Raw genomic sequence first — 18,416 nt, forward strand, 5'->3', positions numbered from 1 at the left:
AGCGGTTTACTTTTGGAGCAACTGGTCGGGGCCGACCTCATTGCTCAGCAATTTACCAAAAAGTTCCCATTGCTTCGCAGGATTTTTGGCAGTGCCGCCATTTCTTTCAATATAATTCTTTACCAAATCCTGCCCGTAATTATAGTTAATTACATAACTGCGATTCTTTTTGATAAAGCTGATTGATTTTGCCGCCGTTTCATCGTTCATCAAACAATATTTGGTTAGGTAATTGGTCGCTTTATCTTTAGACATGGTGTTGTTTACCAGCCCCCTTGCAGCCTCGTTGCGGGCATAATTCAGCTGGCCCCGGATAGCCAGCGCTTTAAAATACAGGTCGATACCGGCTGTATCCAGGCCGGCCAGCGGCAGCAATACATTTTTGGCAAACTTCGCTTTATCGTCACCAGGGAAAGCCACCTCAATCCCATAATTGGCACTGCCCTCGGCTATTAAACTTTGCGGACTAAATAGTGGGTAAAGCGAAATCTCCACCCAGCCCTTATCGCGATACAAATGTTTCTCTAACAACATGTTGTATACATGATGGCCCGGGTAACTTTCATGGCTGCCCACATCAATGGCACGGTCAATAAAAATCTTCAGGTCGGTATTAATTTGCACCGTGCTTTTGTAATTACCTTTATACCAGTTGTATCCGCTCCATGGTTTGTCGGTCACATATTCCAGCGTAAATGCCTCACCGGCCGGTAAGCTGTAATGTGCCAGTGTACGCTTGCGGGCTTCGGCAATTGCGGCCTTAATAACCGGATCTAATTTATCCTTGGGGATAATGAATTTATTGGCCAGTTTTTGAAAGCGCTCGCTTACCCTCCCTTTGCCCGGCAAAATACTATCCAGCAAAGCTATCTGCGCTTTAAAATGATCCTCGTCATAAACGGGCGCCGATGCGCCAAAAAGCTCCTTCGACTCTTCGTCAAAAGGCCGCTCCTCGCCCGAGTAAATCCTGATGCGCCGGCCAAATGCCACCAGTTGATTGATCATCCAGTCTGCCCGCATTTTATTGCTGTCAACTTGCGCATTAGTCGAAATTATTTTCAACTCGTTCATTAAAATATTGGTATTAGCCAGCAAACTATCCTTCGGAAACTCTTTTGCGGGCGGCAATTTTGGCTTTAACGAGTCGGGGCCGTAGTAGGCATCCACAAAGTCAGTATCGTACTGGCCAATGTTAAGGCCCAGCCTAACATACTCAGTAGCAAGGGCATTAAGCTTCTTATTCTCGTCCAGCTGTGCCGGTCCATGTCCGCATGATAACATAAAAAACAGGGGTAAATAGAGCAATATTTTCTTCATAGCCAAGTATCCGGTTCGATGTAAATGTGGAACAAGATAATAATTACATTGTTTACAGAAGGAATGTTTGTCTGAATCAGAATTTACAGGATTTGAGAATTAGCAGAATTTTAATTCAAAGAATTCCTCTAATTCGATAAATTCCGGACAAAATCATCTGCATATCAAAAAATCTTGCTACTTGATACTAACTACTTGATACTATTTTCATGGCGTTGCCTGCGGCCCGGGCCAACCGCTCATACTGCACAGGCCTTATCCGCGAGGCCGGTATCCGCTTTTGTCCCTAACGCTTTTTTCTGAACTCGGATTAAGCAGATTTATCAGATTTTTTTGTTTTTTTACTTAACTATCAATTATTCCTCCGCCTGCAAATCAAAATCCAAAAAAATTTGATAAATCCGAAGAATCCCAGTTCGGACACACCCACTGTCCAAATTCAAAACATTTGTCCGATACCGGACACTTTTTCAAAATAAAAATTACATAAAATACTAATAACAAGCACTTTAACATTGGTATACCTCTTGCAAAACCCTGTGCAAATTATAGCACAATGGATAAGGAAATTACGCTCGAGGTAACATCGCAAAAAAGAAGAAAAGGCGCGGTGATTGCAGTGATCAGTATCACGGTATTAGTACTGCTGATTGTTGCTCTTCGGGGATTTATCAAATCATCGGTAAAAAAAGCAGAGATTACTACCGCCACCATAGAAGTTGGCAATATAGAAAATACCCTTAACGCTACCGGCGAGGTTTTGCCCGAGTTTGAGGAGATCATCACCAGCCCCATAAATGCATCTATCAAAAGTGCGCTGATGGACGCGGGAAATAAAATTACTCCGGGCCAGTCTATATTAACCTTAGATAAATCGGCCACCCAAACAGAATTTGATAAGCTAAACTTCACCCTCGAATCAAAACGGAATGAGATTGCTAAACTAAAACTTGACCTTGCTAAAAGCTTTTACGATATCCAATCAAACAACGACATTAAGCAACTGCGCATCAGCAGCCTTGCCGATGCCGTTGAAAACGCCAAACGCTTGTTTAAAGCCGGCGGCGGTACCCGTGAGGGCATTGAACAGGCCGAACTTAACTTGAAAGTTGCCCAATTGGAAAAAAAGCAGCTGGAAAACGAGATTAAAAACAAGCAGCAAACCATGCAGATAGAGATTAAAGAAGCCCAGATTGCTGCCGCCATACAGGAAAACGATTTGAAGGGCCTGCAACGCAAGCTTGCCCTGGCCAATGTGGTGGCTACCCGCACGGGTGTTATCACCTATGTAAACAAAAACATAGGCGCCAACGTGCACGAGGGCGAAACCCTTGCCCGTATTGCCAACCTGGGCAGTTTTAAGGTATCGGGCAGTATATCGGATAATTCGATGGACCAGCTGCACAGCGGTATCCCGGTCATTATCCGCATTAACGATACGCAACTGCGCGGGCATGTTACCAATGTTTCGCCATCGATACAAAACAGCATTATATCCTTCGATATCCAGCTGGATGACCGCGCCAACAAACAACTTCGGCCAAATATGAAAGTGGATGTGTTTTTGGTAACGGCCACCCACAACAAGATACTGCGGGTGGCCAACGGCCCTGCATTTAAAGGCCCTACCGTACAGGACATTTTTGTAATTAACAACGGCAAAGCCGAACGGCGCACCGTTCATATCGGCCTTACCAATTTTGATTATGTGGAGATTGAGGATGGGGTTAAGCCCGGGGATGTAGTGATTACATCGGACATGACGGAGTTTAAGAACTCGAAGGAAGTAACGATAAACTAAGCAACCAGCCCCCTCTAAATCTCCCCCGGTAGGGGAGACTTAAAAAGAACTTTTAAAGCCCTCCCTACCGGGGAGGGTTTGGGTGGGGCTTAATAAGTACATACCAAATGAAATTTTTATACACCATATTATTACTAACCATTTGTTCAGGGGCATTTGCTGCGGGCAGCAGCGATACGCTTCGGCTTACCCTGCAACAGGTGGTCGAGATGGCCAAGGCCAACTCCATAGCCGCCAAGCAGGCTGCTACGGTGCGCGAAACCAAATACTGGGAATACCGCACTTATAAATCAAACTACCAGCCGCAGCTATCTCTGAGCAGCATTTTACCGGGATACACCAAAACGTTTACGCAGGTACAGCAGCCGGATGGTACCATACAGTTCCAGCCGATACATAACGATAATTCGTCGCTGGCGCTTAATTTTAGCCAGAGCATTACCGCCACCGGCGGAACGATTTACGGGACCACGCAATTGCAGCGTTTTGATGATTTCGACAGGCATAATGTGCTTTACAATGGTATCCCGTATGGCATTGGGTATACCCAGCCCCTGTTCCAGTTTAATAGTTTAAAGTGGGATAAACGCATTGAGCCTTTAAAATATAACGAGAGTAAACAGGCCTACATTGAAGCACAGGAAAAAATAGCCATAGATGTAGAAGGTTTCTTTTTCGATTTACTGCTGGCCCAGGTTAACCTTAAAATTGCCGAAACCAATTACGCTAATACCCAAAAAATCATGAGCATTGCCAATACCAAATTTGAATTGGGCAAGGTTTCAAAAAACGAGATACTGCAATTGCAACTGGAACAAATAAACGCCAAAAAAGCTGTAGGCACCGCCAAACGCGATATGGAAATTGCAACCCTTAACCTGCGCAGCTATACCGGGCAGGAAGGCGAAGAGAAAATTGTACTGGTAGTACCCGAACAAATTAGCCAGATGCAGGTATCGGCAGATAAAGTTTTGGCCGAGGCATTTTCCAACCGCTCGGATGCCATCGCGTTTTTACGCCGGGTGGCCGAGGCTAAACGGGATGTAGCAAAGGCAAAGGGCCAGAATGGTTTAACAGCCACATTGAATGCCAATTTGGGTTACTCAAATACATCAACCAGCATACCGGGTGTTTACAAAAACCCGCAAAACCAGCAGGTGTTACAGGTGCAGTTAGCCGTGCCTATACTGGATTGGGGGCGTTCCAAATCGCGCACCAAAACGGCCCTGGCCAACCAGCAGTTTACCGAATATGCAGTAGAGCAGGACAAGCAAACTTTTAAACAACAGATTATAACACAGGTTTCCCTTTTTAATGTAATGAAAGAACAGCTGGTGTACACCGCCGAAGCCGACAGTATAGCATCAGAAAAGTACCAGATAGCCCGCGAACGCTATGTTTTAGGCGACCTGAGCATCACCGACCTTGGCATAGCCTTCCGCGAAAACGACCAGGCCAAACGCGACTATGTGGCATCGCTCCGCGATTTCTGGGGCGCCTACTACCAGTTACGCTACCTATCGTTATACGATTTCGAGGCCAACAGGAAAATCAATTACCAGTAGGGAAAGTCAAAATTCAAAAGTAAAAATTCAAAAAGCCCATCGCTTCAATAATTAAAAAAGACAAATTCAATAATTAATCAGCCAAATCACTAATTCACTAACTCAGTCATTCAATAATTAAAAAACTCAATAATTCAGTCATTCAATAATTCAATAATTAAAAAGATATGATCCGTTTACAAAACATCGAAAAAGTGTACCGTACAGACACTATAGAAACCCTGGCCCTGAACAGCATAAGCCTTGACGTGGCCAAAGGCGAATTTTTATCAATTATGGGGCCATCCGGCTGCGGCAAAAGCACGCTGCTAAATATTATAGGGCTGCTGGATGCGCCATCAAAAGGAAACATCAAAATTGCCGATAAATCAACTGAAAAGCTGAGCGATAAGCAGTTGGCGCAATTCCGCAATAAAACGTTGGGCTTTATTTTTCAAAGCTACCACCTGATTAACGATTTGCAGGTGCTTGACAACGTAGAGCTGCCCCTGCTGTACCGCGATACAACCGCAAAAGAACGCCGCGCATTGGCAACCGAAGCACTGGAAAAAGTTGGTTTGGCCAACCGCATTAAACATTTCCCAACCCAGCTATCGGGCGGGCAACGTCAGCGTGTAGCCATAGCCAGGGCCATTGTGGGCAGGCCGGATATTATTTTGGCCGATGAGCCAACCGGTAACCTGGATAGCGCCATGGGCAACGAAATTATGGACATCCTCATTAACCTTAACCGTAACGAGGGCACCACCATTGTAATGGTTACACACGATGAAAATATGGCCCACAAAACGCACCGTTTGGTACGCCTGTTTGATGGTTCGCAAGTTCAATAATTAACCGCTTAAACAATCAGTCATGCTTAAAAATTATTTTAAAATAGCCATAGCGGTGTTAAGGCGAAGGAAGTTTTTCACCTTTATCAGTTTGTTTGGTATCAGCTTTACCCTTACCATACTGCTTGTACTTACCGCCTTTATAGATAAAATTGCCGGCGACAGCTATCCCGACAGGAAACGCGACCGCTCACTATACGTTTCAAGAATGCAGGAGGTAAACAAAACCGGCGGGCAAAGCTCGGGACCTTTATCATACTATTTTTTGAGCCATTATGCGGGTAGTTTAAAAACGCCGGTTAAGGTGGGTATCTCCTCAATATTCAGCGGTACAAATACTTATGTTAACAATAAAAAGATTGCTGTAAACTATAAATACACCAATGATGCCTATTGGGATATTATGGAATACGATTTTATTGAAGGCAAAGCTTTTAATAAACAGCAGGTTGATAATGCCGATAAAGTAGTGATCATATCAGAGGATATGAAACAACAATATTTCGGCGATGTACCCTCGGTTGTAGGCAAGTATTTCGAGGCCGATAACGTAAAATACAGGGTAACCGGCGTGGTAAAAAATGTACCTATAACCAGCTATATGACCTACGGCGACATCTACCTGCCCTATACTGTATCAAAAACTGATTACCGTAAGGATAAAGGGTACAGGGGAGGTTTTTTTGGTGTATTGCTTGCAAATTCAAAAGCAGATTTGCCGCGTATGCATGATGAATACCAAAGTATGGTTGCCCGGTTGCCAATGGAAAGCAAGGAGTTTGATAAAATATTCAGCCATGCCGATCCTTATATTGTAAGCTATGTTGATACAGGGAACGAAAATACATCGGGGGTTGCGATTGTATTAACCACCATTGGCATATTTGCCTTGCTGGTAATGATGCTGCCAACGCTTAACCTGGTAAATATCAATATTACCCGCATTATGGAACGCTCGTCAGAAATTGGCGTGCGCAAGGCTTTTGGGGCATCATCCGGCACCTTGGTTTACCAGTTTATTGTCGAAAATATCATACTCACGCTGTTGGGCGGGCTTATTGGTGTGGTATTGTCTTTTATCGCCATCCAGGGGCTAAACAGTATGAACCTTATTCCAAACCTTGTACTATCCCTCAATTTTACAGTACTGGGAATAGGGCTGCTTATCTGTTTTTTCTTTGGCTTGCTATCAGGCGTTTACCCCGCCTGGCGCATGTCAAAACTAAACGTAGTAACGGCTTTGAAAGCTTCATAACAATTATTCATCCTTTAAATCAAGATATTATGTTTAAGCATTTATTTAAACTCATCTGGAATAAAAAGAAACAAAACTTTTTATTGATGTCCGAGATGCTATTCTCCTTCCTGGTGTTATTCGCGGTATTTAGCCTGTTGGTTTATTACTATAACAATTATAAAAAACCAATGGGAATGAGTTACCAAAACGTATGGGTTGTTAGTTACAACAACGCCCTGCAAACAAAAAACACCGACTCGCTGGATACTTATTACGAAACATTGCGCAATTCCGTCAAGGCCATGCCCGAGGTAAAGGAAATCAGCTTTTGCAGCGACAATGTTCCCTTTTCGGCAAATACATGGACAGGATCAGCAGGTTATAATAAACACTACTACAGTAATGTAAACATGTACAATGCCGAAGATAGTTACGTTAAAACTTTAAATATAAAACTGCTTGAAGGTAGGTGGTTTAATAAAGGCGACATAGTAACCCGCGTTCCATCCGTAGTGATCAATAGTGATCTGCGCGAAAAACTGTTTGGGAAAGGTGAAGCGGTAGGTAAAATAATTTTCGAAAGCGAAAAAGAAGAAAATCCAAAAAGGGTTGTAGGCGTAATACAAAGCGTTAAAGCCAAAGGCGATTACGCGGCTGTAGGCGATGCCATGTATCATCGGATTGATACCGGTAGTTTCAGATCACTTGGAAAGATCATGGTACAGGTTACCCCTAATGCCAGTGCTGCCTTCGAGGCCCGCTTGTATAAAACGCTGGCCAACTACATGAAAAATTCCAATGTAGAGATTGAGCACCTGGTAAACAAACGGAAGGATATCAACTATTTTACTTTAGTGCCCATGATAGTACTAAGTATTGTTGGCTGTTTTTTAGTTATTAACGTGGCGCTTGGCCTGTTTGGAGTGCTTTGGTACAACATTAATAAACGCCGTGGCGAAATTGGCTTACGCCGGGCGGTTGGCGCCACCGGTAGCTCGGTATCTAACCAACTCATTATGGAATCAATGATATTAGCTACATTTTCGCTTATCATCGGGTCATTTTTCGCAATACAATTCCCGCTGCTCAACGTGTTTAATCTTTCGGCCGGGATTTACCTGGTAGCTATCCTGTTTTCAATCATATTTATTTACCTGCTGGTATTCCTATGTTCGTTATACCCCGGCAGGCAGGCGGCCGCCATTTACCCTGCCGTTGCTTTACACGAAGAATAGCATATGAGCATCATAAAAATAACTAAAAACTCACCACTCAATACTTTTAACTAATTACGATATTGACCTGCAATTATGATACTGGTTATTGATGATGATATTGCCGTACGCACCTCGCTTTTGCTATTACTCAAAAGCGAGGGCTACGATGCTGTGAGCGCCGAAGAACCCGCCGGGGCCATGAAGATCATAAAGAAAAAAAATCCTGAACTGATTATTCTCGACCTTAATTTTTCTATTGATACATCGGGCCGTGAAGGGATGAATCTGCTTGAAAACATAAAGCAGCTTAACAGCGCTATTCCGGTAATATTAATTACAGGATGGGGCAGCATCCAGCTTGCGGTGCAAGGCATGAAACTGGGCGCCAACGATTTTATCAATAAACCCTGGAATAACGAGCATCTTATACAAACCGTTAAAACACTGTTAGATTTAAAGGATAAAAAAACAGAGCACCATACCCGTAAACAATTAGATAAAAGCTATAATTTTCAAAGCATTATTGGCCAGGACCCTCAAATGCTGGATATCCTGGAAACCATAGGCCGGGTGGCAACCACAGATGCATCGATACTGATTATGGGCGAAAGCGGTACCGGCAAGGAACTGATAGCCGAGGCCATCCACCAAAACAGCCTGCGCCGCAATAAACCATTTATCAAAGTTAATCTGGGCGGTATCTCTACTTCGCTTTTTGAAAGCGAAATGTTTGGCCATATCCGCGGGGCCTTTACCGACGCGCGTTTTGACCGGATGGGTCGCTTTGAAATGGCGCACAAGGGCACCATATTTTTAGATGAAATTGGCGACCTTGATGCCAGCAGCCAGGTGAAGCTGTTAAGGGTATTGCAGGACCGGACTTACGAAATGCTGGGCAGCAGCCGTACCAAAACTTTAGATACGCGGGTGGTTTGTGCCACCAATAAAAACCTTAACGAAATGGTATCGCGCGGTACTTTTCGTGAGGATTTGTTATACCGCATTAACCTGATCACCGTTTACCTACCCGCCCTGCGCGAACGGCCGAAGGATATCCCCCTACTGGTCGACTTTTTTATTAATAACCTAAAGGATATCTACAACCGGCCCCAATTATCGGTATCTGCCGCCGCCATGAAATGGTTGCAGCAACTGCCATTGCCCGGCAATATCAGGCAGCTTAAAAACCTGGTAGAGCGATCAATACTGGTAAGCCGGAATGACGAGTTGGGTATTGATGATTTCCGGTCGCAGTTGGAATTATCGCCGGTAAAAAAAGGAAACATGCAATTACCTGGCGTAGGTACCCTAACTTTGGAAGAGGTGGAGGTTGAGATGATAAAACGTGCCATGGACCACCACAAAAACAAAATAAGCCGGGCAGCGGCGGCCCTTGGACTCACGCGGAGCGCGCTTTACCGCCGGCTTGACAAATACCAGATACCATACGATGAAGCTGAGGACTAAATATGTTTTATTTGTTGTAACACTGCACCTTGTAACGCTGGTGCTCACTTATTTTATTTTCCAGCAAGACAAGATTTTATTTATCGCCACTGAGGTATTTGTACTTATTTCTGTAGTAGTATCGGTACAGCTTTACCGGCAACTCATAAACCCTTTAAAATTATTGATGCAGGGGCTTGATGCTATAAAAGACAAGGATTTTAACGTGAAATTTTTATCAACCGGCAGGCACGAAGTTGATACATTAATTGATGTATATAATCATATGATGGACGAGTTAAGAACAGAACGTACAAGGCAGGAACAGCAACATTTCTTTTTGGAAAAACTGATCTATACCTCGCCTACCGGCATCGTTATATTAGATTTTGACGACAGGATACAGCAAATAAACCCAAAGGCCCTGCAGTTATTGGCTATATCGGATGATAAGTTACAAGGCAATTCCATTTATGAGCTGGACCATCCCCTGTTTGCACAGATGAGATCGCTTAAATCCGGCGAAACAGCAGTGGTGAAACCGGACGGCATCAATTCCTTCAAACTTCAGAAATCGCATTTTGTTGACCGGGGTTTTTCGCGCCATTTTATTATGATAGAGGATTTAACTGCCGAGATCCTTGCGGCCGAGAAAAAGGTTTACGGCAAAGTTATCCGCATGATGGCGCACGAGGTAAATAACACCATCGGACCGGTAAATTCCATTATGCAATCGGCCATGAAAACAGACCAGCTATGGGCCGGCCATGAGTTTGACAGCCTGAAGGATGCCTTACAGATAGCAATGGACCGCAACCAAAACCTCAACCTGTTTATGCGCAACTTTGCCGACCTGGTGAAACTCCCGCCAGCCAATAAACAGCCTGTTTTACTTCAAAAGCTTGTAAGGTCGGTAACCGTCCTTATGCAGGCAAAAGCCAAAGGAAAAGGCGTTGAATTTGAATTTAACCTGCCTGATGAAGCCTTAAGCATCATGGCCGATGAACAACAATTAGAGCAGGCGCTTATAAATATTGTTAAAAATGCCATTGAAGCCATTGAAGATGAAGGCCTGGTAAAATTCGCGCTCTTCTCCAAAGAACGGAAACTCATCATCGCCGATACGGGCAAAGGCATCACCGCCGAACAAAACAGCAACCTGTTTTCGCCATTCTTCAGTACAAAAAAAGATGGGCAAGGTATAGGGCTTACTTTAACACGCGAGATACTCCTGAACCATGGTTTTGAATTTAGTTTAAAAACCGTAGTAGCCGGGCAAACGGAGTTTGCCATTTGGTTTTAGCACTCATAAAATTGGCTTTAGTCGTTTTAGCAAGAACAATTTGCAACATTTCATTTTAAATCACTAAATGCTTTTAGTAATGTTGTACATCCAATTTAGAACATCACTATGCAAAGACGACATTTCCTGAAACTGACGGCAACAACCGGTGCCGCTGTACTTTTTAGCCGCCTAACTTATGCTACATCAACCCAAACAACAACTATGAATTTACCTGACGAGGTTTGGGCGCAATCCGGTGAAGAATGGGTTAAGCTAAAAGGCACCAACGGTACCAAATTCACTTATAAGGATATCGAAGTAACGATTAAAACCAACGGCAATGCTAAAGCCATCTATCTACAGTCGCCCACACAGCAGTTAAGCACCGTTAGGCTGCGCTGGAAACATAATACGCCATCATCGGCAAAATACCTTGGCGACCATTGGGAACGCTCCTATGGCGATTTAAAATGGAAATCTGGCTTTGACGGAAGTAAAAGCCCATGGTATATATTAATAAATGATGGCAAACAAACTGCCTGCTTTGGTGTAAAAACAGGTGCGGGCAGTATTTGCTGGTGGGGATTGGACCAAAACAACCTTGACCTTAACCTGGATACACACTCAGGTGGTAGTGGCGTATTGTTGGGTGACCGCACCCTGCATGCAGCAGATATTGTAACCACACACAGCAAACCGGGCGAAAACGCTTTTCATACCGATCATCGCTTTTGTGGTATGATGTGCGAAAAACCGCGACTGCCCAAACAACCTATTTACGGCATAAACGATTGGTATTTTGCCTATGGCAACAACAATTTCGACCTGATAAAACAAACCACCGCCATGATGAGCGAGCTGGTTACCGATACCAATAACAAACCTTTTTCGGTAATTGATGCGGGCTGGGCAACCTATTCGCCCCTATTGCCGGGGGATGGCGGCTGGAACGATGATTTTAGCAAGCCAAACGATAAATTTAAGGATATGCACCTGCTGGGTGACGAGATTAAGAAACTGGGCATGCGCCCCGGTTTATGGATGCGCCCCTTATGCGCCCGCCATGATGAAAAGACGAGCTTGCTTGCTCCAAAAATTCCGGGCCGCGACGATCCTAAAAATCCAACGCTCGACCCTACCATTCCCGAAAACCGTGAGCGTATTAAACGCAATTTTACCTTTTACAAGCAATGGGGGTACGAAATGGTTAAACACGATTTTACCACTTACGATATCACGGGCCGTTGGGGCTTTGACATGAAAGACAGCATTACAGCGCCCAACTGGAATTATAACGACCGGAGTAAAACCACAGCCGAAATCATACTTGACCTGTACCGCGATATCCGCGAAGCAGCAGGCGATGGGATATATGTAATAGGCTGTAACACCATGAGCCATTTAAGCGCGGGCATTTTTGAGATGTGCCGCATAGGCGATGACACCAGCGGTAACGAATGGGAACGCACACGCAAAATGGGTGTAAACACGCTTGCTTTCCGCCTGCCGCAGCATAATAAATTCTATGCTGTAGATGGTGATTGTGTAGGTATAACTACCAAAATAGCATGGGGCCGGAATAAGCAGTGGCTGGAATTATTGGCAGAAAGTGGTGCGCCCCTATTTGTATCCGGCCAGCCCGAAGCTATGGGCACCGAACAAAAGACTGCCGTTAAAAAAGCCTTTGCCAGCGCAGCTAAAGTGTTACCATTAGGTGAACCTTTAGATTGGATGGAGACAATGCTACCGCAAAAATGGAAACTCGACGAAAAAGTGGTGGATTTTGATTGGACTTAACCAATAATATTGCAGCTACCTGTATCCTCTGTTAATAGTACGATGTACCGCCTATTAATAGAGGATTTTTTATTTATAACAATCGTTTTATTTTTCCCAAAAGGTCATCAATTTCAAAGGGTTTGGCCAGGAAATCATCTGCACCAGCTTCGTACGCCGAGCGTTCGATATCGCGACTGGCAGATATCATAATAATGGGGATTGCCCTGGTATCCGACCGGTGTTTAAGTTCGCGGCAAATATCGCGGCCATCTGAGCCAGACATCCATATATCAAGTAAAAGCAAGTCTGGAAATTCTGTTTTCATATCCAACACCGTAGCACCGTTAACCGTCGACGAAACCTCGTATCCTTCAAAATCCAGTATAATCTCTACCGCGTCCACAATCGCCGGATCATCGTCCGCTATCATGATTTTCTTTAAATTTCCCACTTATGCAATTTCCACCGCAAAAATCAAGCCTACGTTAGCAGTTTTAGGAATATTCTGGCTTAAAACTCAATTTAATATTAATCTCAGGTTATCTCCAAAAAAAACGGTGTGTGATGCCAGCTTAAACAGATGAGCCGTACAAACCTGTAATGACTATTTTATAAGCAATTAGCATTTCTGTAACAATAGGATACAAAAACATACAATTGTTATTTTTAGCAACTACAACTAATGGGATGCCTAATAATCAGAATAATCCGTCGGAAAAAGAAAGAAAATATCTGCTTTCGATACATTGTGCTGGTACTCGGCTTTTGCCGAAAGGGTTTTCCAGTACGCATCGTTGCCAAACGCCGCCCAGTGCTTCTCTCTTTCTTCTTTATTTTCAAAGGTAGTCATGTACATCAGGTTGGGCATATGCGAGCCCGATACTACCTCCGAGTAAAAAACCGCGTTAAAACCGAGGCGTTTAAACAGGCCTATTTCGTCGCCATCATTAAACATGCGCACTTTATTGTAGTTATATTTTTCTGTAGGACTTTCATAGCTTCGGAGTTCGTAAACCCTGTCTGCTTTATTACCGGTAAGCTGGGGAACAGAGGGCGCCGGCATCCCAGGGAATGCGTGCAATATCATAATTTCGATACGTGTATAAGGGGCCTCCTTATAGTCGGCGTTCATATAATCCTCGCCATCGGTAAAATATTGGGTATCGCCCTGTAATTTTTTGTCAATACCTGTAAGTTTATCTAAACTGGTAAACGGGGTGTAAACATAAATACGCCTGTCTGCAGTGTCCTGTTTTACGGGTTTAAATACGCCAACATTGGGTATGCCTGCCCTGTGCAGCGCCGGTAAATAAGCATCCTTTAAATAATGCTCAATTTTAGCCTCCTGATCCAATGTTTTATAGTGGTAAACTTTAAGCTCATAATAATACCTTTTGGGAGAGGCAGATAAGCTAAAAGCCAAAAGCAGGCAGCCAAAAGCCAAGGTAAAAATACGGGTAAGTTGTGTTTTCATGAATACTTAAAATTTCGTAAATATAGATTCAAACTTTTAATTTCCGGATATTTTATTGATGTATTTACCCCATTTTTCAAGCATATCCATAATATCCAAAAGCTTCATAGGTTTGCTCAAATAATCATCCATACCCGCCTCAAGGCAGGCAGCCCTGTCTTCGGGCAGGGCATTGGCCGTCATAGCTATAATAACCGGCTGTGTGGTCATATTCTGCCGTATAAAGCGGGTGGTTTCAAGCCCATCCATACCGGGCATTTGCACATCCATCAATATCACATCATAATCTTTAGCCATTAACGCGTTTACAGCCTCGTGCCCGTTTTCGGCCAAATCCGCTGTAAATCCCATTTTTGTTAAAATATGGATTGCCAGCCGCTGGTTAATAACATTATCCTCGGCAATTAAAATACGCATAGGGTACCGCTTTGCAAATTCTTCCGAAAATTGCGAATGAGTAAGTTGTGCATCTTTTTTTTGAGGCGTAAGCTTCTTTAATTGTTCTGTAACCAGTTTATGCAGCACATGGTGTTTTACGGGCTTGGTCAATATGGCGTCAAATAGGTTTGCTTCGTTTTTATGATGCTCGCCACCTACCGAGCTTACCAGGATTACGGGTAAGGCCGGCCATTGTTTTTTAATTTCTTTAGCTACCTGTACGCCGTCCATGCCTGGCATTTTCATATCTGTTATTACCAGGTCGACAGCTGCAGTCTGCATCAGTATTTTAATAGCTTCGGCGCCCGATGATGCCATCACCGGCTCATATTTCCATTGGCGCAGCAGCGTTTCCATAATCTCGCGATTGGTTAAATTATCATCAATAACCATGATGCGCTTATTCTCCAGTTCGGCAAGATTCTGGTACACATAATTGCGTTTGGCCTTATTACCGATTTTTGTTTTGATGCTGAAGGCAAAGGTTGTGCCTATACCAACCTCGCTTTTTACCGTAATCTCGCCACCCATTATTTTAACAAGCTTTTCGCTAATGGCCAGCCCAAGTCCCGAACCGCCATATTTTCGGGTGGTGCTTGAATCAACCTGGGAAAAGGCTTTAAACAGGCGCTCCATCTTATCCTCGGGGATACCGATACCTGTATCGCGTACTTTAAACAGCAGTTCAAGTACCTCGTCCTGGTTGCTTTTAACTGATACGCTGATGAATACTTCGCCCTGCGTAGTGAATTTGATAGCGTTGCCCACCAGGTTTATTAAAATCTGGCGCAAGCGTAACGAATCGGAAACTATTTGAGCCGGTACATCGTGCTGCACCTGGTATACCAAATCGAGATTGGAACGCGATGATTTCTCGGCAAAAACGTCTAATACGCTTTCGATGCATTCTCGCAAATCAAAATCTTCCTGCTCAATTTCCATATTTCCGGATTCGATCTTAGAAAAATCCAGGATGTCGTTAATCACTGTCAACAGGGCATCGCCGCTTGTTTTTATGGTTTCGGTATATTCTTCCTGCTCAGTAGTTAGGCTTGTGCTGGCCAGCAGCGATGCCATGCCAATTACGCCATTCATAGGCGTGCGGATTTCATGGCTCATTGTAGCCAGGAAAACACTTTTTGCCTTGTTGGCAGCCTCTGCATCCTCTTTTGCTTTTTCGGCCTCTTCGCGGGCTTTCTCGGCGGCCTCGCGCGAAATCCTTTCGTCGATGGTCATTTTGGTCAGGCTGTCGGTTCGTTCTTCAACCAAACGTTCCAATACCACTTTTTGCTTCTTTTCGAGCATAATACGGTACCTGAAAAAGGCATCAACCAGGCCGATGATAGCTAAAAGTCCCAGCAGCTTAAACCACCATGTTAACCAGAAAGGGGGCACTATGGTGATCTGCAAACCAAGTGTAACCGGCGACCAGTTACCCGCAGTATTTTTGTATTTTAATTTGAACTGATAGTGCCCGGGAGGTAAGTTGGTGTATGAGGCTGTATTGCGGCTACCTACGTTATTCCATTCCTTATCAAAATTTTCCAGGATATAACTGTACTGGTTTTTGTCGGCTGATGCAAAATCAAGCGCCGCATAGCGCATGGTTATTACCGACTGACGATAGGATAATGTGATGGACTTTGTATCCACAATATCTTGTTTGAGCGGCGAAGGGTCATTGGCATTGCGGGCTACTGCTAACGATTTATTAAACAACTGAAAATCAGTAATTAATATTGGAGAAAACCCAACAGGCTTCAAAATCTGCTCGGGCCTAAATCCATTAAAGCCGTTGATGCCGCCAAAGTATAATTTACCGTCGGTGGTTTGCAACGCTGAGTGCGATTTAAACTCATCCTCCTGTAAACCATCCTCAACAGTATAGTTTTTAAAGGTGTGCTTAACAGGATTATAATTAGAGAGTCCGTTATTGGTGCTTACCCAAAGCGTACCCTTTTTATCCTCCCTTACCGCGTAAATGATATCGCTGGGCAACCCATCCTTTACGCCAAAAATGGTAAAGTGTTTAGTAACCGGATCAAAAAGATTCAAACCCAACAAAGTACTAATCCATAACCGCCCTTTGCTATCCTCAAAAATATCCGAAACGCCGTTATTGCTGATGCTGTTTGTTTTTTCATTGTGCATAAAGCGCGTGAAAGAATTTGTTGCCGGATTAAATTTATTCAAGCCACCATCAAAAGTACCTATCCAAAGGTTTCCTTTACTATCTTCTAATAAGGAGTATATTCTGTCGCTGCTCGGGCTGCCTGCATTGTGCGCATCAAACCTGAAGGCTTTAAACATTTTTGTTTTGCTGTCATACCTGTTTAGCCCGCCATTATACGTTCCTATCCAGGCATTGCCGTCGCGGGTATGTATTAGCGCGTATATATTATTGTTGCTTAAACTATTGGGGTTAGCCGGGTCATTTAAATAATGTATGAATTTGCCTGTACCCTTATTAAAAACAGTAATTCCTCCCGACCATGTGCCTATCCAATAATCGCCCCGATGATCCTGGTTAATGGTTAGTACATAATTGGCCGAAATACTATTTTTATTGCCTGGCTGCTTTATGTATTGTTTCACGCTGCCATCTTTGTTAAAAACGGTTATACCGCCGCCATCGCTGCCTACCCACAGATTTTTATCATTATCCTCATAAAGCGCCAGTACAAAGTTGTTAGATAAACTTGCCCATGATGATGTATGCCGGTAATGGGTAAAGCTTCCTGTACTGTGCTTATATAAATTAACGCCGCCGCTAAAAGCGCCAAGCCACATATTGCCTATCCTATCGCGGCAGATACTATAAATAGTATTGCCGTTGATGCTGTTTTTGTCAATATCGTCATGGGCGTAGGTGCTGATTGATCCCGTGCGGAAATTAAAGATGCTAAGCCCGGCATTCTCCGACCCTACCCACAGATTATCGTTTAGGTCCATCCCTATGCTCAGGATTGTATTGCCCGCTATAGTACCAGGCTGCTTGTCGCCATGCAGATAGTGTTTAAACGTGCGTTTATCCCTGTCAAATAAATTAAGCCCGGCATTCATGGTACCTACCCAAATTCTTTGATTATCGTCTTCAAAAATAGCGGTAACATCATTTTGGGAAATGGAATTATTATCCGCATCTGAATGCAGGAACACCCTGAATGAATTGCTCTTTTTATTAAGCAGGTTTAATCCCCCGCCCGATGTACCCACCCAAAGATTGTGTTTCGAATCTTCAAGCAGAGTGGCAACGTTATCATTACTCAATGATGTGCTATTTGTTGCAGAATGGCGATAATGCGTGAACTTATTTTGTTTGATATCAAAACGGTCGAGCCCGCTCTTTTGCATCCCTATCCATAAATAGCCGTCATGATCAATAGCCAGGTGATTTATGGTATTACCCGATAAACTGTTAACGTTATTATCATCGTGTTGGTAACGCGAAAAACGGCCGGTCTTAAAATCGTATTTATTTAACCCAATGGCCGTGGCAATCCAAATATTGCCCTGCTTATCCTGAACCACGTCTGTAACCACATTGCTGCTCAGGCTATTATTATCGGTAGCACTGTATTTATAATTTATAAAGCTGTAACCATCATAACGGTTAAGGCCATCGCGGGTGCCTATCCACATAAACCCCCGGCTACCTTGCATAATACAACTTACGTTAACCTGCGACAGGCCCTCACGTGTACCAAAGTGCTCAAATTTAAGGTTGCCCTGCTGCGAAAAACTTTTTAAAGCAAAAAGCTGCAGCAGTACACTTAAAAATAAACACTTGTAAATATTCAAATCGATAGCGTATTGATAATTAATTGGTTAAATAAAACTCATTAAGATGAGGGGGCATCATAACGGGCTTTAGGGTTTTATTTAGATACTAATAAGTCAGTATTGAATAAAAAGTTCAATATAAGTATTTTTATGAGAATAAAGCGGAGAGTTTTTTACCGAGACCTTGAAAAGCAAGATGAAATTTTTTCGGATAGAAGTGTTTTACACGCCATTATAAACT

12 protein-coding genes are annotated in these 18,416 nt (G+C 43.5%); 8 read left to right on the forward strand and 4 right to left on the reverse strand.

The window, feature by feature from the left end:
- Positions 1-6: 6 nt before the first annotated feature.
- Positions 7-1,317, reverse strand: a complete 1,311-nt coding sequence (locus AC1RM2_RS30310) for a hypothetical protein (RefSeq protein ID WP_492988880.1) — start codon at positions 1,315-1,317, stop codon at positions 7-9.
- A 556-nt stretch (positions 1,318-1,873) separates the two neighbouring features.
- Between AC1RM2_RS30310 and AC1RM2_RS30315 the strand changes: the two genes are divergently transcribed.
- The 8 genes from AC1RM2_RS30315 to AC1RM2_RS30350 all read left to right on the forward strand — a co-directional run bounded on the left by AC1RM2_RS30315 (position 1,874) and on the right by AC1RM2_RS30350 (position 12,498).
- Positions 1,874-3,118, forward strand: a complete 1,245-nt coding sequence (locus tag AC1RM2_RS30315; RefSeq protein WP_492988881.1) for an efflux RND transporter periplasmic adaptor subunit — start codon at positions 1,874-1,876, stop codon at positions 3,116-3,118.
- Between the two features lie 107 nt (positions 3,119-3,225).
- Positions 3,226-4,683 carry a TolC family protein gene (locus tag AC1RM2_RS30320; RefSeq protein ID WP_492988882.1) on the forward strand — a complete coding sequence of 486 codons (1,458 nt, stop codon included), beginning with the start codon at positions 3,226-3,228 and terminating at the stop codon, positions 4,681-4,683.
- A 167-nt stretch (positions 4,684-4,850) separates the two neighbouring features.
- A complete protein-coding gene (locus AC1RM2_RS30325; RefSeq protein WP_492988883.1) occupies positions 4,851-5,516 on the forward strand; it encodes an ABC transporter ATP-binding protein in 666 nt (221 codons plus the stop codon).
- Between the two features lie 22 nt (positions 5,517-5,538).
- Positions 5,539-6,771 (forward strand): ABC transporter permease, encoded by a 1,233-nt coding sequence (locus AC1RM2_RS30330; protein ID WP_492988884.1) that lies wholly within the window; start codon positions 5,539-5,541, stop codon positions 6,769-6,771.
- Between the two features lie 29 nt (positions 6,772-6,800).
- Positions 6,801-7,988, forward strand: a complete 1,188-nt coding sequence (locus AC1RM2_RS30335) for an ABC transporter permease (protein WP_492988885.1) — start codon at positions 6,801-6,803, stop codon at positions 7,986-7,988.
- A gap of 75 nt (positions 7,989-8,063) precedes the next feature.
- A complete protein-coding gene (locus tag AC1RM2_RS30340; RefSeq protein ID WP_492988886.1) occupies positions 8,064-9,437 on the forward strand; it encodes a sigma-54-dependent transcriptional regulator in 1,374 nt (457 codons plus the stop codon).
- Positions 9,421-10,719 carry a sensor histidine kinase gene (locus tag AC1RM2_RS30345; RefSeq protein ID WP_492988887.1) on the forward strand — a complete coding sequence of 433 codons (1,299 nt, stop codon included), beginning with the start codon at positions 9,421-9,423 and terminating at the stop codon, positions 10,717-10,719. Before AC1RM2_RS30340 ends, AC1RM2_RS30345 begins: the two co-directional genes overlap by 17 nt.
- A gap of 108 nt (positions 10,720-10,827) precedes the next feature.
- Entirely contained in the window at positions 10,828-12,498 is a 1,671-nt protein-coding gene (locus tag AC1RM2_RS30350; RefSeq protein WP_492988888.1) for an alpha-amylase family protein, read from the forward strand.
- A 73-nt stretch (positions 12,499-12,571) separates the two neighbouring features.
- Here AC1RM2_RS30350 and AC1RM2_RS30355 read toward each other — a convergent pair whose 3' ends face one another.
- From AC1RM2_RS30355 to AC1RM2_RS30365, 3 genes are all read right to left on the reverse strand, one after another.
- A complete protein-coding gene (locus tag AC1RM2_RS30355) occupies positions 12,572-12,910 on the reverse strand; it encodes a response regulator transcription factor (RefSeq protein ID WP_192910120.1) in 339 nt (112 codons plus the stop codon).
- Positions 12,911-13,171: 261 nt separating this feature from the next.
- Positions 13,172-13,954, reverse strand: a complete 783-nt coding sequence (locus tag AC1RM2_RS30360) for an NIPSNAP family protein (protein WP_492988889.1) — start codon at positions 13,952-13,954, stop codon at positions 13,172-13,174.
- Positions 13,955-13,990: 36 nt separating this feature from the next.
- Entirely contained in the window at positions 13,991-18,193 is a 4,203-nt protein-coding gene (locus AC1RM2_RS30365; RefSeq protein ID WP_492988890.1) for a hybrid sensor histidine kinase/response regulator, read from the reverse strand.
- Between the last annotated feature and the right edge of the window lie 223 nt (positions 18,194-18,416).

This window comes from Mucilaginibacter sp. GW822-FHT03E02 (genome assembly GCF_058801545.1).

Excerpts from the sequence above, each read along its gene's own strand:
- AC1RM2_RS30310 (WP_492988880.1), bottom strand. The coding sequence starts at position 1,317 with ATGAAGAAAATATTGCTCTATTTACCCCTGTTTTTTATGTTATCATGC.
- AC1RM2_RS30315 (WP_492988881.1), top strand. The coding sequence starts at position 1,874 with ATGGATAAGGAAATTACGCTCGAGGTAACATCGCAAAAAAGAAGAAAA.
- AC1RM2_RS30320 (WP_492988882.1), top strand. The coding sequence starts at position 3,226 with ATGAAATTTTTATACACCATATTATTACTAACCATTTGTTCAGGGGCA.
- AC1RM2_RS30325 (WP_492988883.1), top strand. The coding sequence starts at position 4,851 with ATGATCCGTTTACAAAACATCGAAAAAGTGTACCGTACAGACACTATA.
- AC1RM2_RS30330 (WP_492988884.1), top strand. The coding sequence starts at position 5,539 with ATGCTTAAAAATTATTTTAAAATAGCCATAGCGGTGTTAAGGCGAAGG.
- AC1RM2_RS30335 (WP_492988885.1), top strand. The coding sequence starts at position 6,801 with ATGTTTAAGCATTTATTTAAACTCATCTGGAATAAAAAGAAACAAAAC.
- AC1RM2_RS30340 (WP_492988886.1), top strand. The coding sequence starts at position 8,064 with ATGATACTGGTTATTGATGATGATATTGCCGTACGCACCTCGCTTTTG.
- AC1RM2_RS30345 (WP_492988887.1), top strand. The coding sequence starts at position 9,421 with ATGAAGCTGAGGACTAAATATGTTTTATTTGTTGTAACACTGCACCTT.
- AC1RM2_RS30350 (WP_492988888.1), top strand. The coding sequence starts at position 10,828 with ATGCAAAGACGACATTTCCTGAAACTGACGGCAACAACCGGTGCCGCT.
- AC1RM2_RS30355 (WP_192910120.1), bottom strand. The coding sequence starts at position 12,910 with ATGATAGCGGACGATGATCCGGCGATTGTGGACGCGGTAGAGATTATA.
- AC1RM2_RS30360 (WP_492988889.1), bottom strand. The coding sequence starts at position 13,954 with ATGAAAACACAACTTACCCGTATTTTTACCTTGGCTTTTGGCTGCCTG.